Raw genomic sequence first — 13095 nt, 5'->3', positions numbered from 1 at the left:
CCGCCCGGTCCGCGATGGACCGGACGGACTCTAGGGGTGGTTGTGGAACGGGCCCGCGCGAGACGGGTCCGAAGGTTCGACGCAGCCTCCCGGCCGATCGAGTCCATGCAGATCGAAGACGGCATCTTCGCCAAGGGGCCGGAGACGGAAGTGATGCAGCAAGGTCCATCGGGACAGATCGGGATCGGCGCGACGCTCGCGGACGAGAGCGAGGTTTCCGCCTATGGCGGGCCCGAGCGCCGCCGCGCGCCGCGCTCGCCCATTGCCAGGCCGCAATGGGCGATCCCGCGCATCGATTTCCTGCTGCCCGAGCAGGTGCCCGATCGCGCCGCGATCCTCTCCGCGCTCGACGAGGACACGCTCGCCGCCTGCCGCCGCGCGGTGGCGGGAGCGGGCGCCGAACGCGCCCTTGCGCTCGGCGCCCTCGCCGCGCTGCTTCCATCGGACAAAGCCGAGCGGGCGTGCGATCCGGCGGGCCTCATCGCGGCCGGAGACGGCGCCAGTCCCGAGGTCCACGACGCCTTCTTCCGCGTGCGCCGGGTCGCCCACGGCCATCCCGCGGGCTATCTCCACTCGCTCCTCGCCGCGCGCGAGGTGCTGCAGCTCGACGTCGAGGAGGCCGGCTCCACGGTGGGCGAGGCCGATCTCGCCGCCATCGCGGAGGCGCTGGCCGCCGCCCTCGCCATCGGAATCGGCGTCGCCATCGGCGCGCCGGCGGGACGGGCCGGGACGAACTGGACGCGGGCGGAGCGGCCGGTGGAGGTCCTCCACGCCGTCCGCCGCTGGATCCACGGCCATCAGGTCTTCGCCGCGCTGACGCAGGCGCTGATCTTCGCCTTCGAGGCGATCGACACAGCCGGCGCGGCGGGGAACGACGCGGCGCTCCTGGAGGCCGCCGATCTCGCCGCGATCACGCTCCGCGCCTGCGCCGCCTCGCTGCGCTTCACCGGCGACTTCCCGGCCGAGGTCTACGAGGATCTCATCCGCATCAGCATGGGCTCGCCCTTCCAGCCCGACGGCTTCAGCGGCCTTCTCTCCAGCGACCACCGCCATCTCGTGCGCCGGATGAAGCTGACGAAATCCTCCCTCGACGCCCTGCGCGAGCGCGACGCCAGCGCCTACGAGCGCATCGCGGCGGAGCTGGCCGGCGTCTACGACGCCCATAAATGCGTCTGCAGCCGCTTCGTCGGCACCGACCGCTCGAGCCTCATGATGGTGCGCGAGGTCGGGCGCTCGGCGATCGACCATCTCGACCGCTTCAAGACGACCCGGCTGCGCGCGATCGGCGCGGACGGCCCGCCCGAGCCATGAGGCCCCTGCCCGAGCGGATCGAGATCCGCACGCTCCGCCTCTCCGACAGCGACCCCGCACATTGGGCCGAGGCGCTGTGCGAGGAGGAGCGCGCGCGCGCCGCCCGCTATGTCAGGCCCGAGGATCGCGACCGCTTCCGTCTCGGACGCGGGCTCCTGCGCACCCTGCTCGGCGCCGCCCTCGGCCTCGCGCCCGCCGCCGTGCCGCTTCGGGCCAACGCCTTCGGCAAGCCCGTTCTCGGCCTGCCGGAAGGTCCCGCCTTCAACGTCGCCCATTCCGGCGATCTCGTCTGCGTCGCGCTCGGCGAGGCCCGCGCGCTCGGCATCGACGTCGAGCGCCATCGCGACGATTTCGATCCGCAGGCCCTCGGCCTCCATGTCCTCACCGAGGCCGAGCAGCGCGCCCTGGCGAGGTCGGACGATCCCCATCGCGCCTTCCTCCGAGCCTTCGTGCTGAAGGAGGCGCTCTTGAAAGGCATCGGCACCGGCCTTCTCCGCGATCCTCGCTCCGTCGAGATCACGCACGGGCCGGACGGACGGCGCATCGGCCCGGCCGAGGGCGAGCCGGACGTCTGGGAGGGCTGGATCTTCGGGGACCTCGAAGGTCTGCCCGGCTATCACGGCGCCTGGGCCCTCCTGCCATGATCGCGCCGGGACGATACTTCGTTGAACTTAGTAAGTTCAGCGCGCCGAAGCTCTTCGCCCGGCGGGAAAGCTTAAAACCTTTCGCGATACAGTTGCGGCGCGCCGATCCGCGCGGGGCGTTCCGGGCCGGGAGCCTCGCGCGCATCGACCTCTTTCGACCGCCCCGACCGCGCGCCGTCCTCGACGCGCGGAGATGGCGGCGCACGGCCTCTGGGAACGGGATCGACATGCCTCTTGGAACCGACGAGACCGGCGCCGCGGCCTTCGGGCGCCGCTGGTGCAGGCCCTTCGCCGCGTCCCCGGCCGTGCTGTCGCTCGCGGCGGTGCCGGCATGACGACGCTCATCGCCTGGCGCAACCTCATCCACGACCCCGTGCGCTTCATCGCGACCCTCGTCGGCATCGTGTTTTCCGTCGTCCTCATCTCGGTCCAGGCGGGCATGCTCTTCGGCTTCACGGAGACGACCTCGGGCCTCGTGCGCCATGCCGGCGCCGACGTCTGGATCGCCGCGCGCGGCACGACGAATGTCGATCAGGCCTCGATCCAGAACGAGCGCACGCTCTATCAGGCGCTGAAGGTGGAGGGCGTCGGCGAGGCCAGCCGCTACATCGTGCGCTTCGTCGGCTGGAAGAAGCCGCTCGGCGGCACGCAGATGGTGATCGTCGTCGGCGTCGACACGCGCACCATGATGGGCGCGCCCTGGAACCTCACCGAGGGCTCGCTCGACCAGCTGGCCGCGCCCAATTCCGTCATCGTCGACCGGCTCTATGCGGACAAGCTCGGCATCTCCGCGATCGGCGACGGCGTGGAGATCGCCAACCGGCGCGCGGTCGTGCGCGGCTTCACGACGGGCGTGCGCACCTTCACCCAGGCGCCCTACGTCTTCACCAGCTACAACAACGCCCTGCGCTACACCGACCTGCAGGACGGTGCGATGAGCTATGTCCTCGTGCGCGCCGCGCCCGGCGTCTCGCCGGAGGTCCTCACCGAGCGGCTGGCCGCGGTGGTGCCCGACAGCGACGTGATGACCTCGGGCGCCTTCGCGGCGAAGACGCAGAACTACTGGATCTTCACCACCGGCGCCGGCTCCGCGCTGATTCTGGGCGGCGCGCTCGGCGCGCTCGTCGGCATCGTCATCGTCGCGCAGACGCTCTATGCCGCCACCGTCGAGCGGATCGGCGAATACGCCACCTTGAGCGCGATCGGCGCGAACGGGCGCTATCTGAACGCCATCGTCATCAAGCAGGCCCTGATCAGCGGCGGCATCGGCTTCACCATCGCCGCCGCCATCGCGCTCGCCGTCGCCGCCGCCTCGGCAAGCTCCCCCGCCGCGATCATCCTGACGCCGCTGACCATCGCCGGCCTCGGCGTCGCCGCGCTTCTCATGTGCATGCTCTCCTCCGTCATCGCCATCCGCAAGCTGATGACGATCGACCCGACGAGCGTCTTCCGATGAGCGGCGCGCGCAGCGTCGTCGTGGAGGGCGCGCATCTTCGCTACGGAAAGGGGGAGACCGGCACCTATGCGCTGCGCGGCGTCTCGCTCTGCGCACAAGGCGGCGAAGTGCTGATGATCCGCGGCCCTTCGGGAAGCGGCAAGACGACGCTGCTCCAGCTGATGGGCGCGATGAAGGTGCCGGACCAGGGCTCCGTGCGCATCTGCGGCGATGCGACGACGGGGGCGAAGGCGCCCGCGCTCCGCCGGCTGCGCTTGGCGCGCATCGGCTTCGTCTTCCAGTTCTTCAACCTCTTCCCGACCCTTTCGGCCTGGGAGAACGTCGCCGTGCCGCTCGATCTCATCGGTTACGGCCGGGCGAAGGCGGAGGCGCGCGCGCGCGCCCTTCTCGGCGAGCTCGGCCTTGCCGACCGCGCGGACCACAAGCCCGGCCAGCTCTCCGGCGGCCAGCGCCAGCGCGTCGCCGTCGCCCGCGCGCTCGCCCACGATCCCGCCGTGATCCTGGCGGACGAGCCGACGGCCGCGCTCGACGGACAGAGCGGCGGCGCCGTCGTGGAGCTGCTGCGCCGGCTGGCGCACGAGGAGGGCCGCGTCGTCGTGATCGTCTCCCACGACCAGCGCCTGATGGACAAGGTGGACCGCCACGTCACGATCGAGGACGGGCTCGTGGTCGGCGACGACCCGGCTCGCCCGCACAGCATGAGGATCGCGCGATGAAGTACAGGATCGGTCTCGTCGCCGTCGCGGCGCTGGCGCTCGGCGCCCTCGCCTGGCCCGACGCCGAAAAGCGGGGCCCGGAGACCGCGGAGGTTTCGGCCGCGTCGCTAGCGCCTTTGTCCTCCTCCGGCGAGGCCGCGCCGGAGGGCGCCCGCGTGGTGACGGGCCTCGGCATCGTCGAGCCCGCCGGCGGGGAGATCGATCTCGCCTTCCCCATGCTCGGCACGATCGCCCGCATCACGGCCCTGGAAGGCGACAGGGTCGCGCGGGGCACGGTTCTGGCCGAGCTTGCGAACGACGATCTGAAGGCGCGGCTCGCCCAGACGAAGGCGACGCTCGACATCCGCACCGCCGAGTTCGAGATGGCGTCGAAGGGCCCGCGGCCCCAGGAGATCGCGCGGGCGGAAAGCGAACTGGCCGGCGAAGAGGCCTCGCTCCACCTTCTGGAGCTTCAGGCCGCCCGCCGCGGCAAGCTCGTCGGCAAGGGCTCGGTCACGCAGGAGGCCGCCGACACCGCAGACAGCGCCGTGAAGGCCGGGCGGCATCGGCGCGATTCCGCTGCCGAGGCCTTGTCCATGCTGCGCGAGGGCGAGCGCGGCGAGACGGTCGCCGCCGCGAAGGCAACGATGGCGCTGGCCCTCCATCAGGTGGAGGAGGCGGAGGCGACGCTCGCCAAATCCTATCTCAAGGCGCCCACCGACGGCACGATCCTGCGCCTCTACCGCGAGGTCGGCGAGGCCGTCTCCACCCAGCCGGCGGTGCCCATCGTCCAGATCGCGGATCTGACGCATCTCGTCGTGCGCGCGCAGATCGACGAGAGCGACATCGCCGCGCTGCGCGTCGGCCAGAGCGCCCGCATTTCGGCCCCCGCGCTCGGCGGGCACGACCTGAAGGGCCGGGTGACGCGCATCAGCCCGCGCCTCGGCGCCAAGACGGTCTCGGACGGCTCGCCGACCGAGAAGCGCGACGCGCGCGTGCTCGACGTCATCGTCGCGCTCGATCCCGGCGTGACGCTGCCGGTCAGCCTGCGCGTCGATGCCTTCATCGACGTCTCCGACCCGTCCGTCGCCGGCACCGAGCCCGGCCTGATCGACCTCGCCGCCGAACTGCGGCGTTGACAGGTGGCAACGGGGCGCCCGCCCCGCGCCGCCCCCTTCGACGAAACGTTTGCTAGCTCCCCGGCTCCTGCGGCGCCTCGGGCCCGCCCAGCGACAGCATCAGCCGGTTCGCCCAGTTGAAGAAGGCGGCGGCGAAGACGAGATCGGCCACCTCGTCGTCGCTAAGTCCGACCTCCCGCAATTCGCGCACGTCCTTCGCGCCGAAGGCCGAGGGCGTGCGCGTCAGGCGCTCGGACGCCGCCGAGATCGCGTTCCATCGCGGATCGAGATCGACGGAGACGCCGTCCCGCAGCAGGCGGTCGATCTCCTCGCCGCGGCCCGAATGCCGCGTGGCGAAACGGGCGTGGACGGAGGCGCAGAAGATGCAGCCGTTGACCCGCGAGACGGCCGTCGCGGCCAGTTCCCGCTCGGCGCGCGGCAGGCCGCCGTCGCCATTGTAGAAGATGTCCTTGTCGGTCCGCGTGCGCGCGCCCAGCACCTCCGGGTCGCGGACGAGGAGCCGGAAATAGGGCGACTGCGCGCGGGCTCGCTCGGTCAGGCCTTCGTAATGCCGCTCGGTCAGGTCCTCGACGGGAAGCGGCGCGAGGGCCGGCACCCAGTTCAGCTCGTCCTGCGTGAAGCGGTCGGCCTCCCGGTGGTCCGGCCGGCTAAGGAGAACCGGCGAATCCGGCGCGGCGACGGGGGCGTTCATGCGGCTTCTCCGGCGTCGACGAGGGCGCGCAGGCCGATCGCCGCGCGGATCTGGAAGGCGAGGAAGGAGACGAGCTGCGAGAGGATCACGATCCCGTCCGCGCTCCATCCGGCGGAAACGAGCCGGCCGAGGGCTTCGCCATCCGCGTCGCGCGGGTGGAAGACGAGGAGATGGGCGTGCTCCAGCGCCGCAGCGAGACGGGCCCCGAGCGCCGAGCGCGCGTCCTCCCCGGCCCGATAGATCAGTCCCGCCGCGTCCTCTGCGCTGAGCGGCCCTTTCGGATAGGCGCCGTAGGGTCCGTCGGCCGCCGCCTTTTCCGCCTCCCCGGCCAGCGTCCGCTGGAGGTCGGGCGCGGCGAGAAGGCGGGTGTAATGGTCGGCGATCGCCGCATCCCGGTGGAGCAGCGCCACGAAGGCGGCGACGGCCCGCCGCTCTTCCACGCTCGCCTCGCCGGGTTCGGCGGGATGGAGCAGAAGCTCGTAGCTCCTCTGCGCGTTCTCGCGCGCGACCGAGCGCTTGGCCCGGACGGCGTCCAGCGTGGAGCCCGCGCGGATGCCGGCGAGCGTGTCGATGATGTCGGCGGAGGCTTGGCTCATGACGTGTCTTCCGAAGGTTGAAGGGTCAGATCGCGCGGGCGAGCGCCGCGCGGGCGGGCTCGCGCCAGCCGAGCGCCGGGGCGACCTCCGTCGCGAAGAGTTCGATCGATCTGAGGATGGCGGGGTGTGGCGGGTCGATCGAATGGACCTGCACCGCGACCTCGCTCGCATGGGCGAGCGTCGCGTCGCGCGACAGGCTTTCGGCGACCTCCTCGGGCGTGCCGACATGGCTGTCGAAGGTCTTGAGGAGATCGTCGAGGCCGTCGCCGAGAAGGACATGGCCCTGCGCGGCGAAATGGGCAGCGACGCGGCGAAGGCCGGTCTCGGCGAGGCGCCGGGCCTCCTCGCGCCGGTCGGCCACGAAGACGCTGCGCGAGGCGAGGATGCGGGGCGCAGCGCCCGGCGGCAGCGCGGCGAGATAGGCCTCCACGATCGGCAGCTGAAGCTCGGCCAGCGGCAGGTCCGGGCGCCCTTCCGGCCGGGGCTGCGTGCGCGACAGGAGAAGCCCGTCGCCGGCCTCGCCCGCCCGCGCCCCGCCCGGCACCGAGAAGGTCGCCTGCCAGATGCGCCGGTCGAGCGTGCCGGCCGGCGGATAGAGGCGGTTGTCCCCGCCGAGCGGCTCGCCGCGAAGGGCGCGGCGCAGCACGTCGACCTTGCGCCCGAAGATCGCGCCGCGCTCCGCGCCGTCGAGATCGAAGGCGGCGAAGGAGGACGCCGTGCCGCCGGAGCCGAGGCCGAGCTCCAGCCGGCCGCCCGACAGATGGTCGAGCACCGCGGCGTCCTCGGCGACGCGCACCGGCTCGTCCAGCGGCAGCGTCACGATGCCGGTGCCGAGGCGGATGCGCGAGGTGACGGCCGCGACGTTCGAAAGGAACACGAAGGGCGAGGGCTGGCCGCCCTCGTCGCGGTTGAAATGGTGCTGCGCGATCCAGGCCGTGTCGAAGCCGAGCCGCTCGGCCGCCACGATCTGCTCGCGCGCCAGCCGGTAGCGCTCGGCGGGCTCGGCATCGTCGAGGATGCGGGTGAAGAAGCCGATGCGTTTGGTCATGCGAGCGTCGCCTCCCGGCGGAACAGGGACCGGCCGCGCCCCGGAATGGCGCCGATCAGCTCGCGCGTATAGGCGGCGGCCGGCCGGCCGAAGACGTCCTCGACGGGCCCCTCCTCCACGATCCGCCCGGCCTTGAGGACGCTCACCGTATCGGCGATGGCGCGCACGACGGCGAGATCGTGGGAGATGAAGAGATAGGTCAGGCCCAGTTCGCGCTGAAGCTCGTCCAGAAGCCGCAGGATCTGCGCCTGGACCGTGACGTCGAGGGCCGAGACCGCCTCGTCGAGCACGAGGATGCGCGGCCGGAGGATCAGCGCGCGGGCGATGGCGACGCGCTGGCGCTGCCCGCCGGACAGGGCGCCGGGGCGCCGCGTGGCCAGCTCCGCCGGCAGATGCACCCGGTCGAGGATCGCCTCCACCCGCCGCCGGCGCTCCTCGCGCGCGATCGGCTCGAAGTTGAGGAGCGGTTCCTCGACGATGTCGCGCACGCTCTGGCGCGGGTCCAACGAGGCGAAGGGGTTCTGATAGACGAGCTGGATCGTGCGCCGGAAGCGCTTGAGATCGGCCCCCTTGAGCGAGGCGACGTCCTGCCCGTCCACCGTGACGCGCCCGGCCGTCGGGCGCAGGAGGCCGAGCACGGCGCGGCCCGTCGTGGTCTTGCCGGACCCCGATTCGCCGACCAGCGCATGGGTCGTGCCGGGCGCGATGCGGAAGCTCGCCTCCTCGACCGCGCGGAACGGCCCCCGGTCGGTGGGGAAATCCTGGACCAGCCCCTCCACCTCGACGATCGGCGGCGCGGCCGAGGGAACGGGCGGCTTGCGCGAGGGCGCGGCGAAGGCGGGCGCATCCTCGAGGAGGCGCCGCGTATAGGCCTCGCGCGGCGCTTCGAGAAGCTGGCGCGCCTCCCCCGTTTCCACGATCCGGCCGCCGCGCATGACCACGATCCGGTCGGCCCGGTCCGCCGCTACGGCGAGATCGTGCGTGACGAGGAGGACCGCCGTCCCGTGCTCGCGGCGCAGCTCGTCGATGAGGTCGAGGATGCGGCGCTGGACCGTCACGTCGAGCGCGGAGGTCGGCTCGTCCGCGATGACGAGCTGTGGCTTCAGCGCGAGCGCGATGGCGATGAGGACGCGCTGCTTCATGCCGCCGGACAGCTCGTGCGGATATTGCCGGACCCGCAGCTCGGGATCGGAGAGGCCGACGCGCTCCAGAAGGGCGAGAACCTCGGCGCGGATCGCGGCCCGGTCGCGCGCGCCGTGCAGGCGGAAGATTTCGGCGAGCTGCGCGCCGATCGTCTGGACGGGATCGAGCGAGGAGCCGGGGTCCTGCGGCACGAGGCTGACGACACGGCCGCGGATGGCGGAAAGCCGCCGGTCGGACCAGCCCGAAATCTCCTCGCCGCTAAGAAGGATGCGGCCGCCGAGGATACGCCCGTTCGCGGGCAGGAGGCCGACGATCGACTGCGCGACCGTCGTCTTGCCGGACCCGGACTCGCCGACGAGGGCGACGACCTCTCCCGGCCGGACGGAGAAGCCGACATCTTCGACCACGGCTTGGCCGTCATAGCCGACGCGAAGGCCGTCGACGCGAAGGAGGGGCGCGTCGTCCGGCGCGGTGCTCATCGGCCCCCTCCCGACAGGAAACGCCCGACGCGGTTCGCGGCGAGGACGACGAGGATCGTGGCAAGGCCGGGAAAGACGGTGAGCCACCAGGCGCGCGCCATGTAGCTGCGGCCTTCCGCGATCATCAGGCCCCATTCGGGCGTCGGCGGCGGCGCGCCGTAGCCGAGAAAGCCGAGCGCCGAGATCTGGAGGACGGCCCAGCCCAGCTGAAGCGCGGCATAGGCGAGGACCGTGGTCATCGAGTTCGGCAGGATGTGGCGCCAGAGCACGGCGGAGAAGCTGCCGCCCGAGCCGAAGGCGGCTTCCACATAGTCCGCCCGCCGCACCGTCAGGACCTCGGAGCGCACGAGCCGCGCGAAGCTCGCGATGGAGGTGATGCCGACGGCGACCGCCACTTGCACATGGCCGAAGCCGAGGATGACGATGAAGGCGAGCGACAGGAGCAGCGTCGGGATCGCCAGCATGACGTCGACGAGGCGCATCAGGGCGCCATCGGTGCGCCCGCCGACCGCGCCGGCGAGAAGGCCGATCAGGGTGCCGAGACCGAGGCCGATGCCGACCGCGATCGCCGCGCCCGAGAGGGAATAGCGCGCGCCGTGGACGATGCGGGCGAAGAGGTCGCGCCCGAGTTCGTCCGTGCCGAGCCAATGCGCGACCGAGGGGGGCTTCAGCTGCTGGCCGGCCACGCCCGCCACGGCGCTCTGGCCGGTGAAGAGCGACGGCGCGACGGCAAGGCAGAGGGCGAGCACCAGAACGGCGACGGCCAGCGCCAGACCGATCGGAACCCCGCGCGAACCGGCGCGGGCGGTCGCGCGGCGGGGCCGCGACGCCTCGAAGGGGGCGAGCGTCGACACCGTGCTCATGCCGCCACCGCGCCCGCCCGCCGCAATCGCGGATCGACCAGGGGATAGAGGAGATCGACGAGGAGATTGACGAGGACGAAGCCGAGGGCCGCGATCACCACCACGGCCTGCAGCACGGCCGCGTCCTGGCTGCGCACGGACCGCTCGGCGAGCCGCCCGATGCCGTTGAGCCCGAACACGGTCTCGGTGACGACGGCGCCCGCCAGAAGCTCTCCGAAGAGAAGGCCGGCGATGGTGAGGACCGGCAGGAGCGCGTTGCGCAGCGTGTGGCGCAAGAGAACCTGCGCGCGGGTCGCGCCCTTGGCGCGGGCGACGGTGACGAAGCCCTGCGCCGAGAGCGCGTCGAGATTGCGCAGGAGGATCTGCGCGATGGGCGCTGCGATCGGAACCGCGATGGCCGCGACCGGCAGGATCAGCCGTTCCCAGGGGCCGGGCGCGATCACCGAGACGAGCCCGAGGCGGAAGGAGACGATCTGGATCAGCACGATGCCGAGCCAGAAGATCGGGATCGAGACGAGGAGGCCGGGCAGCGCCGCGAAGACCTCGCGCAGCAAGCGGAAGGGCGCGAGCGAGGCGAGGAGCGTCACGAGAAGCGCCAGTGCGATCGCGGCGAGGAAGGCGAGGCCGGAGAGCCAGAGCGTGGCCGGAAGGTTGGCCGCGATCTCGCCCGCGACGGAGGCGCCGGACGCGATGGAATAGCCGAAATCGCCCTGGAGGAAGCCGAGAAGCGTGCGGACATATTGGCTCCAGACGGGATCGTCCGCCCCGTAGAAGGCGCGGATGCCCGCCACCGCCTCCGGGCTCAGCCCCATGTCGCCGCCGACGAAGCGGATCAGCACCGCGTCGCCCGGCATGAGCTGGAGGAGGACGAAGGAGACCGTGAAGGCCGCCCAGAGCACGAAGGCGGCCTGCGCGAGGCGCCCGGCCAGGAGGCGGGCGGCCAGAAGGCGCCCGGCGAGAAGGCGGGGAGCCTTGCGGGCGCCGCTCATCTGTCGAGCCAGACGCCGTAGAAGCTCGGCCGGCCGACCGCCTCGAAGGCGAGGCCCTTCACGTCGGGCGCTGCGCCGAAGACCTGCGGCTCCTCGAAGATCGGGATCGCATAGGCCTCGTCCACCACGTAGCGCTGGACGTCGCCCGCGAGCGACAGGCGCCTGGCGCGGTCCGTCTCGCTGGCGATCGTCTCCAGGAGGGCGTTCAGCCTGTCGTCCCGGAAACTCTTCACCTTGTCGCTGATGCCGCCGGTCTGGAGAAGGACGTTGCGGTTCTTCGGATAGAAATGGCTCTTCAGGACGTCGGGATCGGCGCGGCCGACCATGGCCGGCGAGACCGGCGTCTTGGCGGGGTCGAGATTGTCGGACACCGCCGTGCCGGCGTCGCCACCGAGCACGTTCAGCTTGACGCCGAGCGCGCCCCATTGCTGGGCGACGAGCTGGAGCGCCGCCTTGTTCTGCGGCTGGGGAAGCGACTCGTAGGCGGTGAGTTCGAGCGTTTGCCCGTCCTTCTCGCGAAGGCCGGAGGCCCCGATCGTCCAGCCGGCCTCGTCGAGGAGCCTGGCGGCTTCGGTCGCGTCGAAGCGCAGCTTGTCGGAGAGGTCGACATAGCCGAGCGCCGTCGAGGCGAGGACCGAGGTCGCGACCGGGTAGTTCCCGGAGAACAGCGTCTGGACGATCGCCTTGGTGTCGGTTCCGTGCAGCAGGGCGCGGCGCACCTTCACGTCCGCGACGAGGGGATTGTCGGGGCGGAAGACGATCGAGTTGTTCACCCCGCGCGTCGAGGGAGCGGAGATCGCGAAGCCCTGCGAGGTGAGGCCCTCCTCGTCATAGGCCTGGACCTGGCGGACGACGTCGCCCTGGCCCGAGGTCAGCGCCCCGATGCGCACGCCGTCCTCCGGCACGATCACGTAGCGGATGGCGTCGAGATAGGCGCGGCCCTTGTGGGCGAGCTTGGCCGGTCCCCAGGCGTAGTCCTCGCGCGCCTTCAGGACGAGTTCGGTGCCGAGCGTCTCGCTCTCCACGGTGAAGGGGCCGGAGCCGACGATCAGCCGCGCGTCGCCGAGCTCGGCGAAGTTGCGCCGGAGCGTCGCCGGCGAGACGAGGCCGGAGCCGATGACGGACGTGCCCTGGAGGAAGCCGGGGCTCGGCGCCTTGAAGTGGAAGCGCACGGTCAGTGGATCGAGGACCTCGGAGCGCTCGTAATTGTTCAGCACCTCCGAGACCGGGAAGTTGCGCTCCTTGTCGCCGAGCCCGAACGTGTCGAAGTTCAGCGCCACCGCGCTCGCGTCGAGCGGCGCGCCGTCGGAAAAGGTGACGCCGGGACGCAGGCGGAACGTGTAGGTCGTCGAGGTCGCGTCGATCTCCCAGCTCTCGGCGATCCAGGGCTCGATCTCCAGCGTCTGCGGGTTCTGATAGGTGAGCTTGTCGGTGATCTGGTTGAGGATGCCGCCGTTCGGATAGAAGCCGCCCGCCGGAGGATAGAGCACGGTGTGGGGCTGGGGCTCCAGATAGACCAGCGTGCCGCCGGTCCTGGGCGCGTCCTGCGCGAAGGCCGCCGAGGAGGCGAGCGCGAGCGCGAGCGCCACCGCCATCGCGCCGAAGCCGCGCCGGGAGACGATGGAGAACGGGCTCATGGAAAATCCTCCTGCGGATGTCACGCGGTCGGCGTCGTCCGCGCGGCCGCCGGCCTGCTGGGACGGCCCATAATGTCTACTCAAATCGTGGATTTGGAAGCACGAACGTGCTCCGGGATGCCCGCCAGCCGAAATGGCTTTGCGCGTGGCCGCCCTCTTGCCCATCGGTGTCATCGCGACCTGCCGAGCCCGATGGTCGGCGCGGGGGCGCGCGGCTGCGAGGTCTGTGCTTATCTGGTGCTTTTCATGTATAGACATGAGCGGTCGATCCATGCGATGTCGGATCGACGACATCGCGGAGTGTGCCCTTGTTTCAAGAGGTAGTGGCCCGTGACGAAGCCGCCTGACAGCTGAAGACAGGTCTATACATTTCCCGCTTTAGGTCCTCGCCGCAGCCGCCCGGC

Annotated in this window: 12 protein-coding genes; 5 read left to right on the top strand and 7 right to left on the bottom strand. The window is 71.6% G+C overall.

Annotated elements, in window-relative coordinates; translation table 11 throughout:
- The first annotated feature begins 105 nt into the window (after positions 1-105).
- The 5 genes from ASG62_RS26940 to ASG62_RS03270 all read left to right on the top strand — a co-directional run bounded on the left by ASG62_RS26940 (position 106) and on the right by ASG62_RS03270 (position 5245).
- On the top strand, positions 106-1311 hold the full coding sequence (locus ASG62_RS26940) for a hypothetical protein (protein ID WP_056698141.1): 1206 nt from the start codon (positions 106-108) through the stop codon (positions 1309-1311).
- On the top strand, positions 1308-1955 hold the full coding sequence (locus ASG62_RS03285; protein WP_056698138.1) for a 4'-phosphopantetheinyl transferase family protein: 648 nt from the start codon (positions 1308-1310) through the stop codon (positions 1953-1955). The genes ASG62_RS26940 and ASG62_RS03285 overlap by 4 nt, the downstream gene beginning before the upstream one ends.
- 331 nt (positions 1956-2286) lie before the next feature.
- The gene (locus tag ASG62_RS03280; RefSeq protein ID WP_056698534.1) at positions 2287-3411 is read left to right on the top strand and encodes an ABC transporter permease; all 1125 of its coding nucleotides are present in this window, start codon (positions 2287-2289) and stop codon (positions 3409-3411) included.
- Positions 3408-4127 carry an ABC transporter ATP-binding protein gene (locus tag ASG62_RS03275; protein ID WP_056698132.1) on the top strand — a complete coding sequence of 240 codons (720 nt, stop codon included), beginning with the start codon at positions 3408-3410 and terminating at the stop codon, positions 4125-4127. The genes ASG62_RS03280 and ASG62_RS03275 overlap by 4 nt, the downstream gene beginning before the upstream one ends.
- Positions 4124-5245 (top strand): HlyD family secretion protein, encoded by a 1122-nt coding sequence (locus ASG62_RS03270; protein ID WP_056698129.1) that lies wholly within the window; start codon positions 4124-4126, stop codon positions 5243-5245. Before ASG62_RS03275 ends, ASG62_RS03270 begins: the two co-directional genes overlap by 4 nt.
- Positions 5246-5297: 52 nt before the next feature.
- On the opposite strand, the gene ASG62_RS03265 is transcribed toward ASG62_RS03270, so the two are convergent.
- From ASG62_RS03265 to ASG62_RS03235, 7 genes are read right to left on the bottom strand one after another with little or no spacing between them, the layout of a single operon-like run.
- Complete coding sequence (locus ASG62_RS03265) at positions 5298-5936, bottom strand: alkylhydroperoxidase domain protein (protein WP_056698124.1); 639 nt, start codon at positions 5934-5936, stop codon at positions 5298-5300.
- Positions 5933-6532, bottom strand: a complete 600-nt coding sequence (locus ASG62_RS03260; RefSeq protein ID WP_056698122.1) for a CMD domain protein — start codon at positions 6530-6532, stop codon at positions 5933-5935. The genes ASG62_RS03265 and ASG62_RS03260 overlap by 4 nt, the downstream gene beginning before the upstream one ends.
- Before the next feature lie 25 nt (positions 6533-6557).
- Positions 6558-7580 (bottom strand): putative FMN-dependent luciferase-like monooxygenase, encoded by a 1023-nt coding sequence (locus ASG62_RS03255; protein ID WP_056698119.1) that lies wholly within the window; start codon positions 7578-7580, stop codon positions 6558-6560.
- Positions 7577-9202: a dipeptide ABC transporter ATP-binding protein gene (locus tag ASG62_RS03250; RefSeq protein ID WP_056698116.1), complete on the bottom strand. Its 1626-nt coding sequence runs from the start codon at positions 9200-9202 to the stop codon at positions 7577-7579. Before ASG62_RS03250 ends, ASG62_RS03255 begins: the two co-directional genes overlap by 4 nt.
- Entirely contained in the window at positions 9199-10065 is an 867-nt protein-coding gene (locus ASG62_RS03245) for an ABC transporter permease (protein WP_056698113.1), read from the bottom strand. The genes ASG62_RS03250 and ASG62_RS03245 overlap by 4 nt, the downstream gene beginning before the upstream one ends.
- Complete coding sequence (locus ASG62_RS03240; RefSeq protein WP_056698109.1) at positions 10062-11054, bottom strand: ABC transporter permease; 993 nt, start codon at positions 11052-11054, stop codon at positions 10062-10064. The genes ASG62_RS03245 and ASG62_RS03240 overlap by 4 nt, the downstream gene beginning before the upstream one ends.
- Positions 11051-12649: a TIGR04028 family ABC transporter substrate-binding protein gene (locus ASG62_RS03235; RefSeq protein ID WP_413814172.1), complete on the bottom strand. Its 1599-nt coding sequence runs from the start codon at positions 12647-12649 to the stop codon at positions 11051-11053. Before ASG62_RS03235 ends, ASG62_RS03240 begins: the two co-directional genes overlap by 4 nt.
- Positions 12650-13095: the final 446 nt, after the last annotated feature.

It is taken from the genome of Aureimonas sp. Leaf427, from assembly GCF_001425485.1.
Taxonomy (GTDB): Bacteria; Pseudomonadota; Alphaproteobacteria; order Rhizobiales; family Rhizobiaceae; genus Plantimonas.
Note: the sequence above shows the minus strand (reverse complement) of the source record. Positions and strands in the feature narration are given on the sequence as shown.

Excerpts from the sequence above, each read along its gene's own strand:
- ASG62_RS03235 (WP_413814172.1), bottom strand. The coding sequence starts at position 12,649 with ATGGCGGTGGCGCTCGCGCTCGCGCTCGCCTCCTCGGCGGCCTTCGCG.
- ASG62_RS03245 (WP_056698113.1), bottom strand. The coding sequence starts at position 10,065 with ATGAGCACGGTGTCGACGCTCGCCCCCTTCGAGGCGTCGCGGCCCCGC.
- ASG62_RS03275 (WP_056698132.1), top strand. The coding sequence starts at position 3,408 with ATGAGCGGCGCGCGCAGCGTCGTCGTGGAGGGCGCGCATCTTCGCTAC.
- ASG62_RS03265 (WP_056698124.1), bottom strand. The coding sequence starts at position 5,936 with ATGAACGCCCCCGTCGCCGCGCCGGATTCGCCGGTTCTCCTTAGCCGG.
- ASG62_RS03270 (WP_056698129.1), top strand. The coding sequence starts at position 4,124 with ATGAAGTACAGGATCGGTCTCGTCGCCGTCGCGGCGCTGGCGCTCGGC.
- ASG62_RS03280 (WP_056698534.1), top strand. The coding sequence starts at position 2,287 with ATGACGACGCTCATCGCCTGGCGCAACCTCATCCACGACCCCGTGCGC.
- ASG62_RS03250 (WP_056698116.1), bottom strand. The coding sequence starts at position 9,202 with ATGAGCACCGCGCCGGACGACGCGCCCCTCCTTCGCGTCGACGGCCTT.
- ASG62_RS03255 (WP_056698119.1), bottom strand. The coding sequence starts at position 7,580 with ATGACCAAACGCATCGGCTTCTTCACCCGCATCCTCGACGATGCCGAG.
- ASG62_RS03285 (WP_056698138.1), top strand. The coding sequence starts at position 1,308 with ATGAGGCCCCTGCCCGAGCGGATCGAGATCCGCACGCTCCGCCTCTCC.
- ASG62_RS03240 (WP_056698109.1), bottom strand. The coding sequence starts at position 11,054 with ATGAGCGGCGCCCGCAAGGCTCCCCGCCTTCTCGCCGGGCGCCTTCTG.
- ASG62_RS26940 (WP_056698141.1), top strand. The coding sequence starts at position 106 with ATGCAGATCGAAGACGGCATCTTCGCCAAGGGGCCGGAGACGGAAGTG.
- ASG62_RS03260 (WP_056698122.1), bottom strand. The coding sequence starts at position 6,532 with ATGAGCCAAGCCTCCGCCGACATCATCGACACGCTCGCCGGCATCCGC.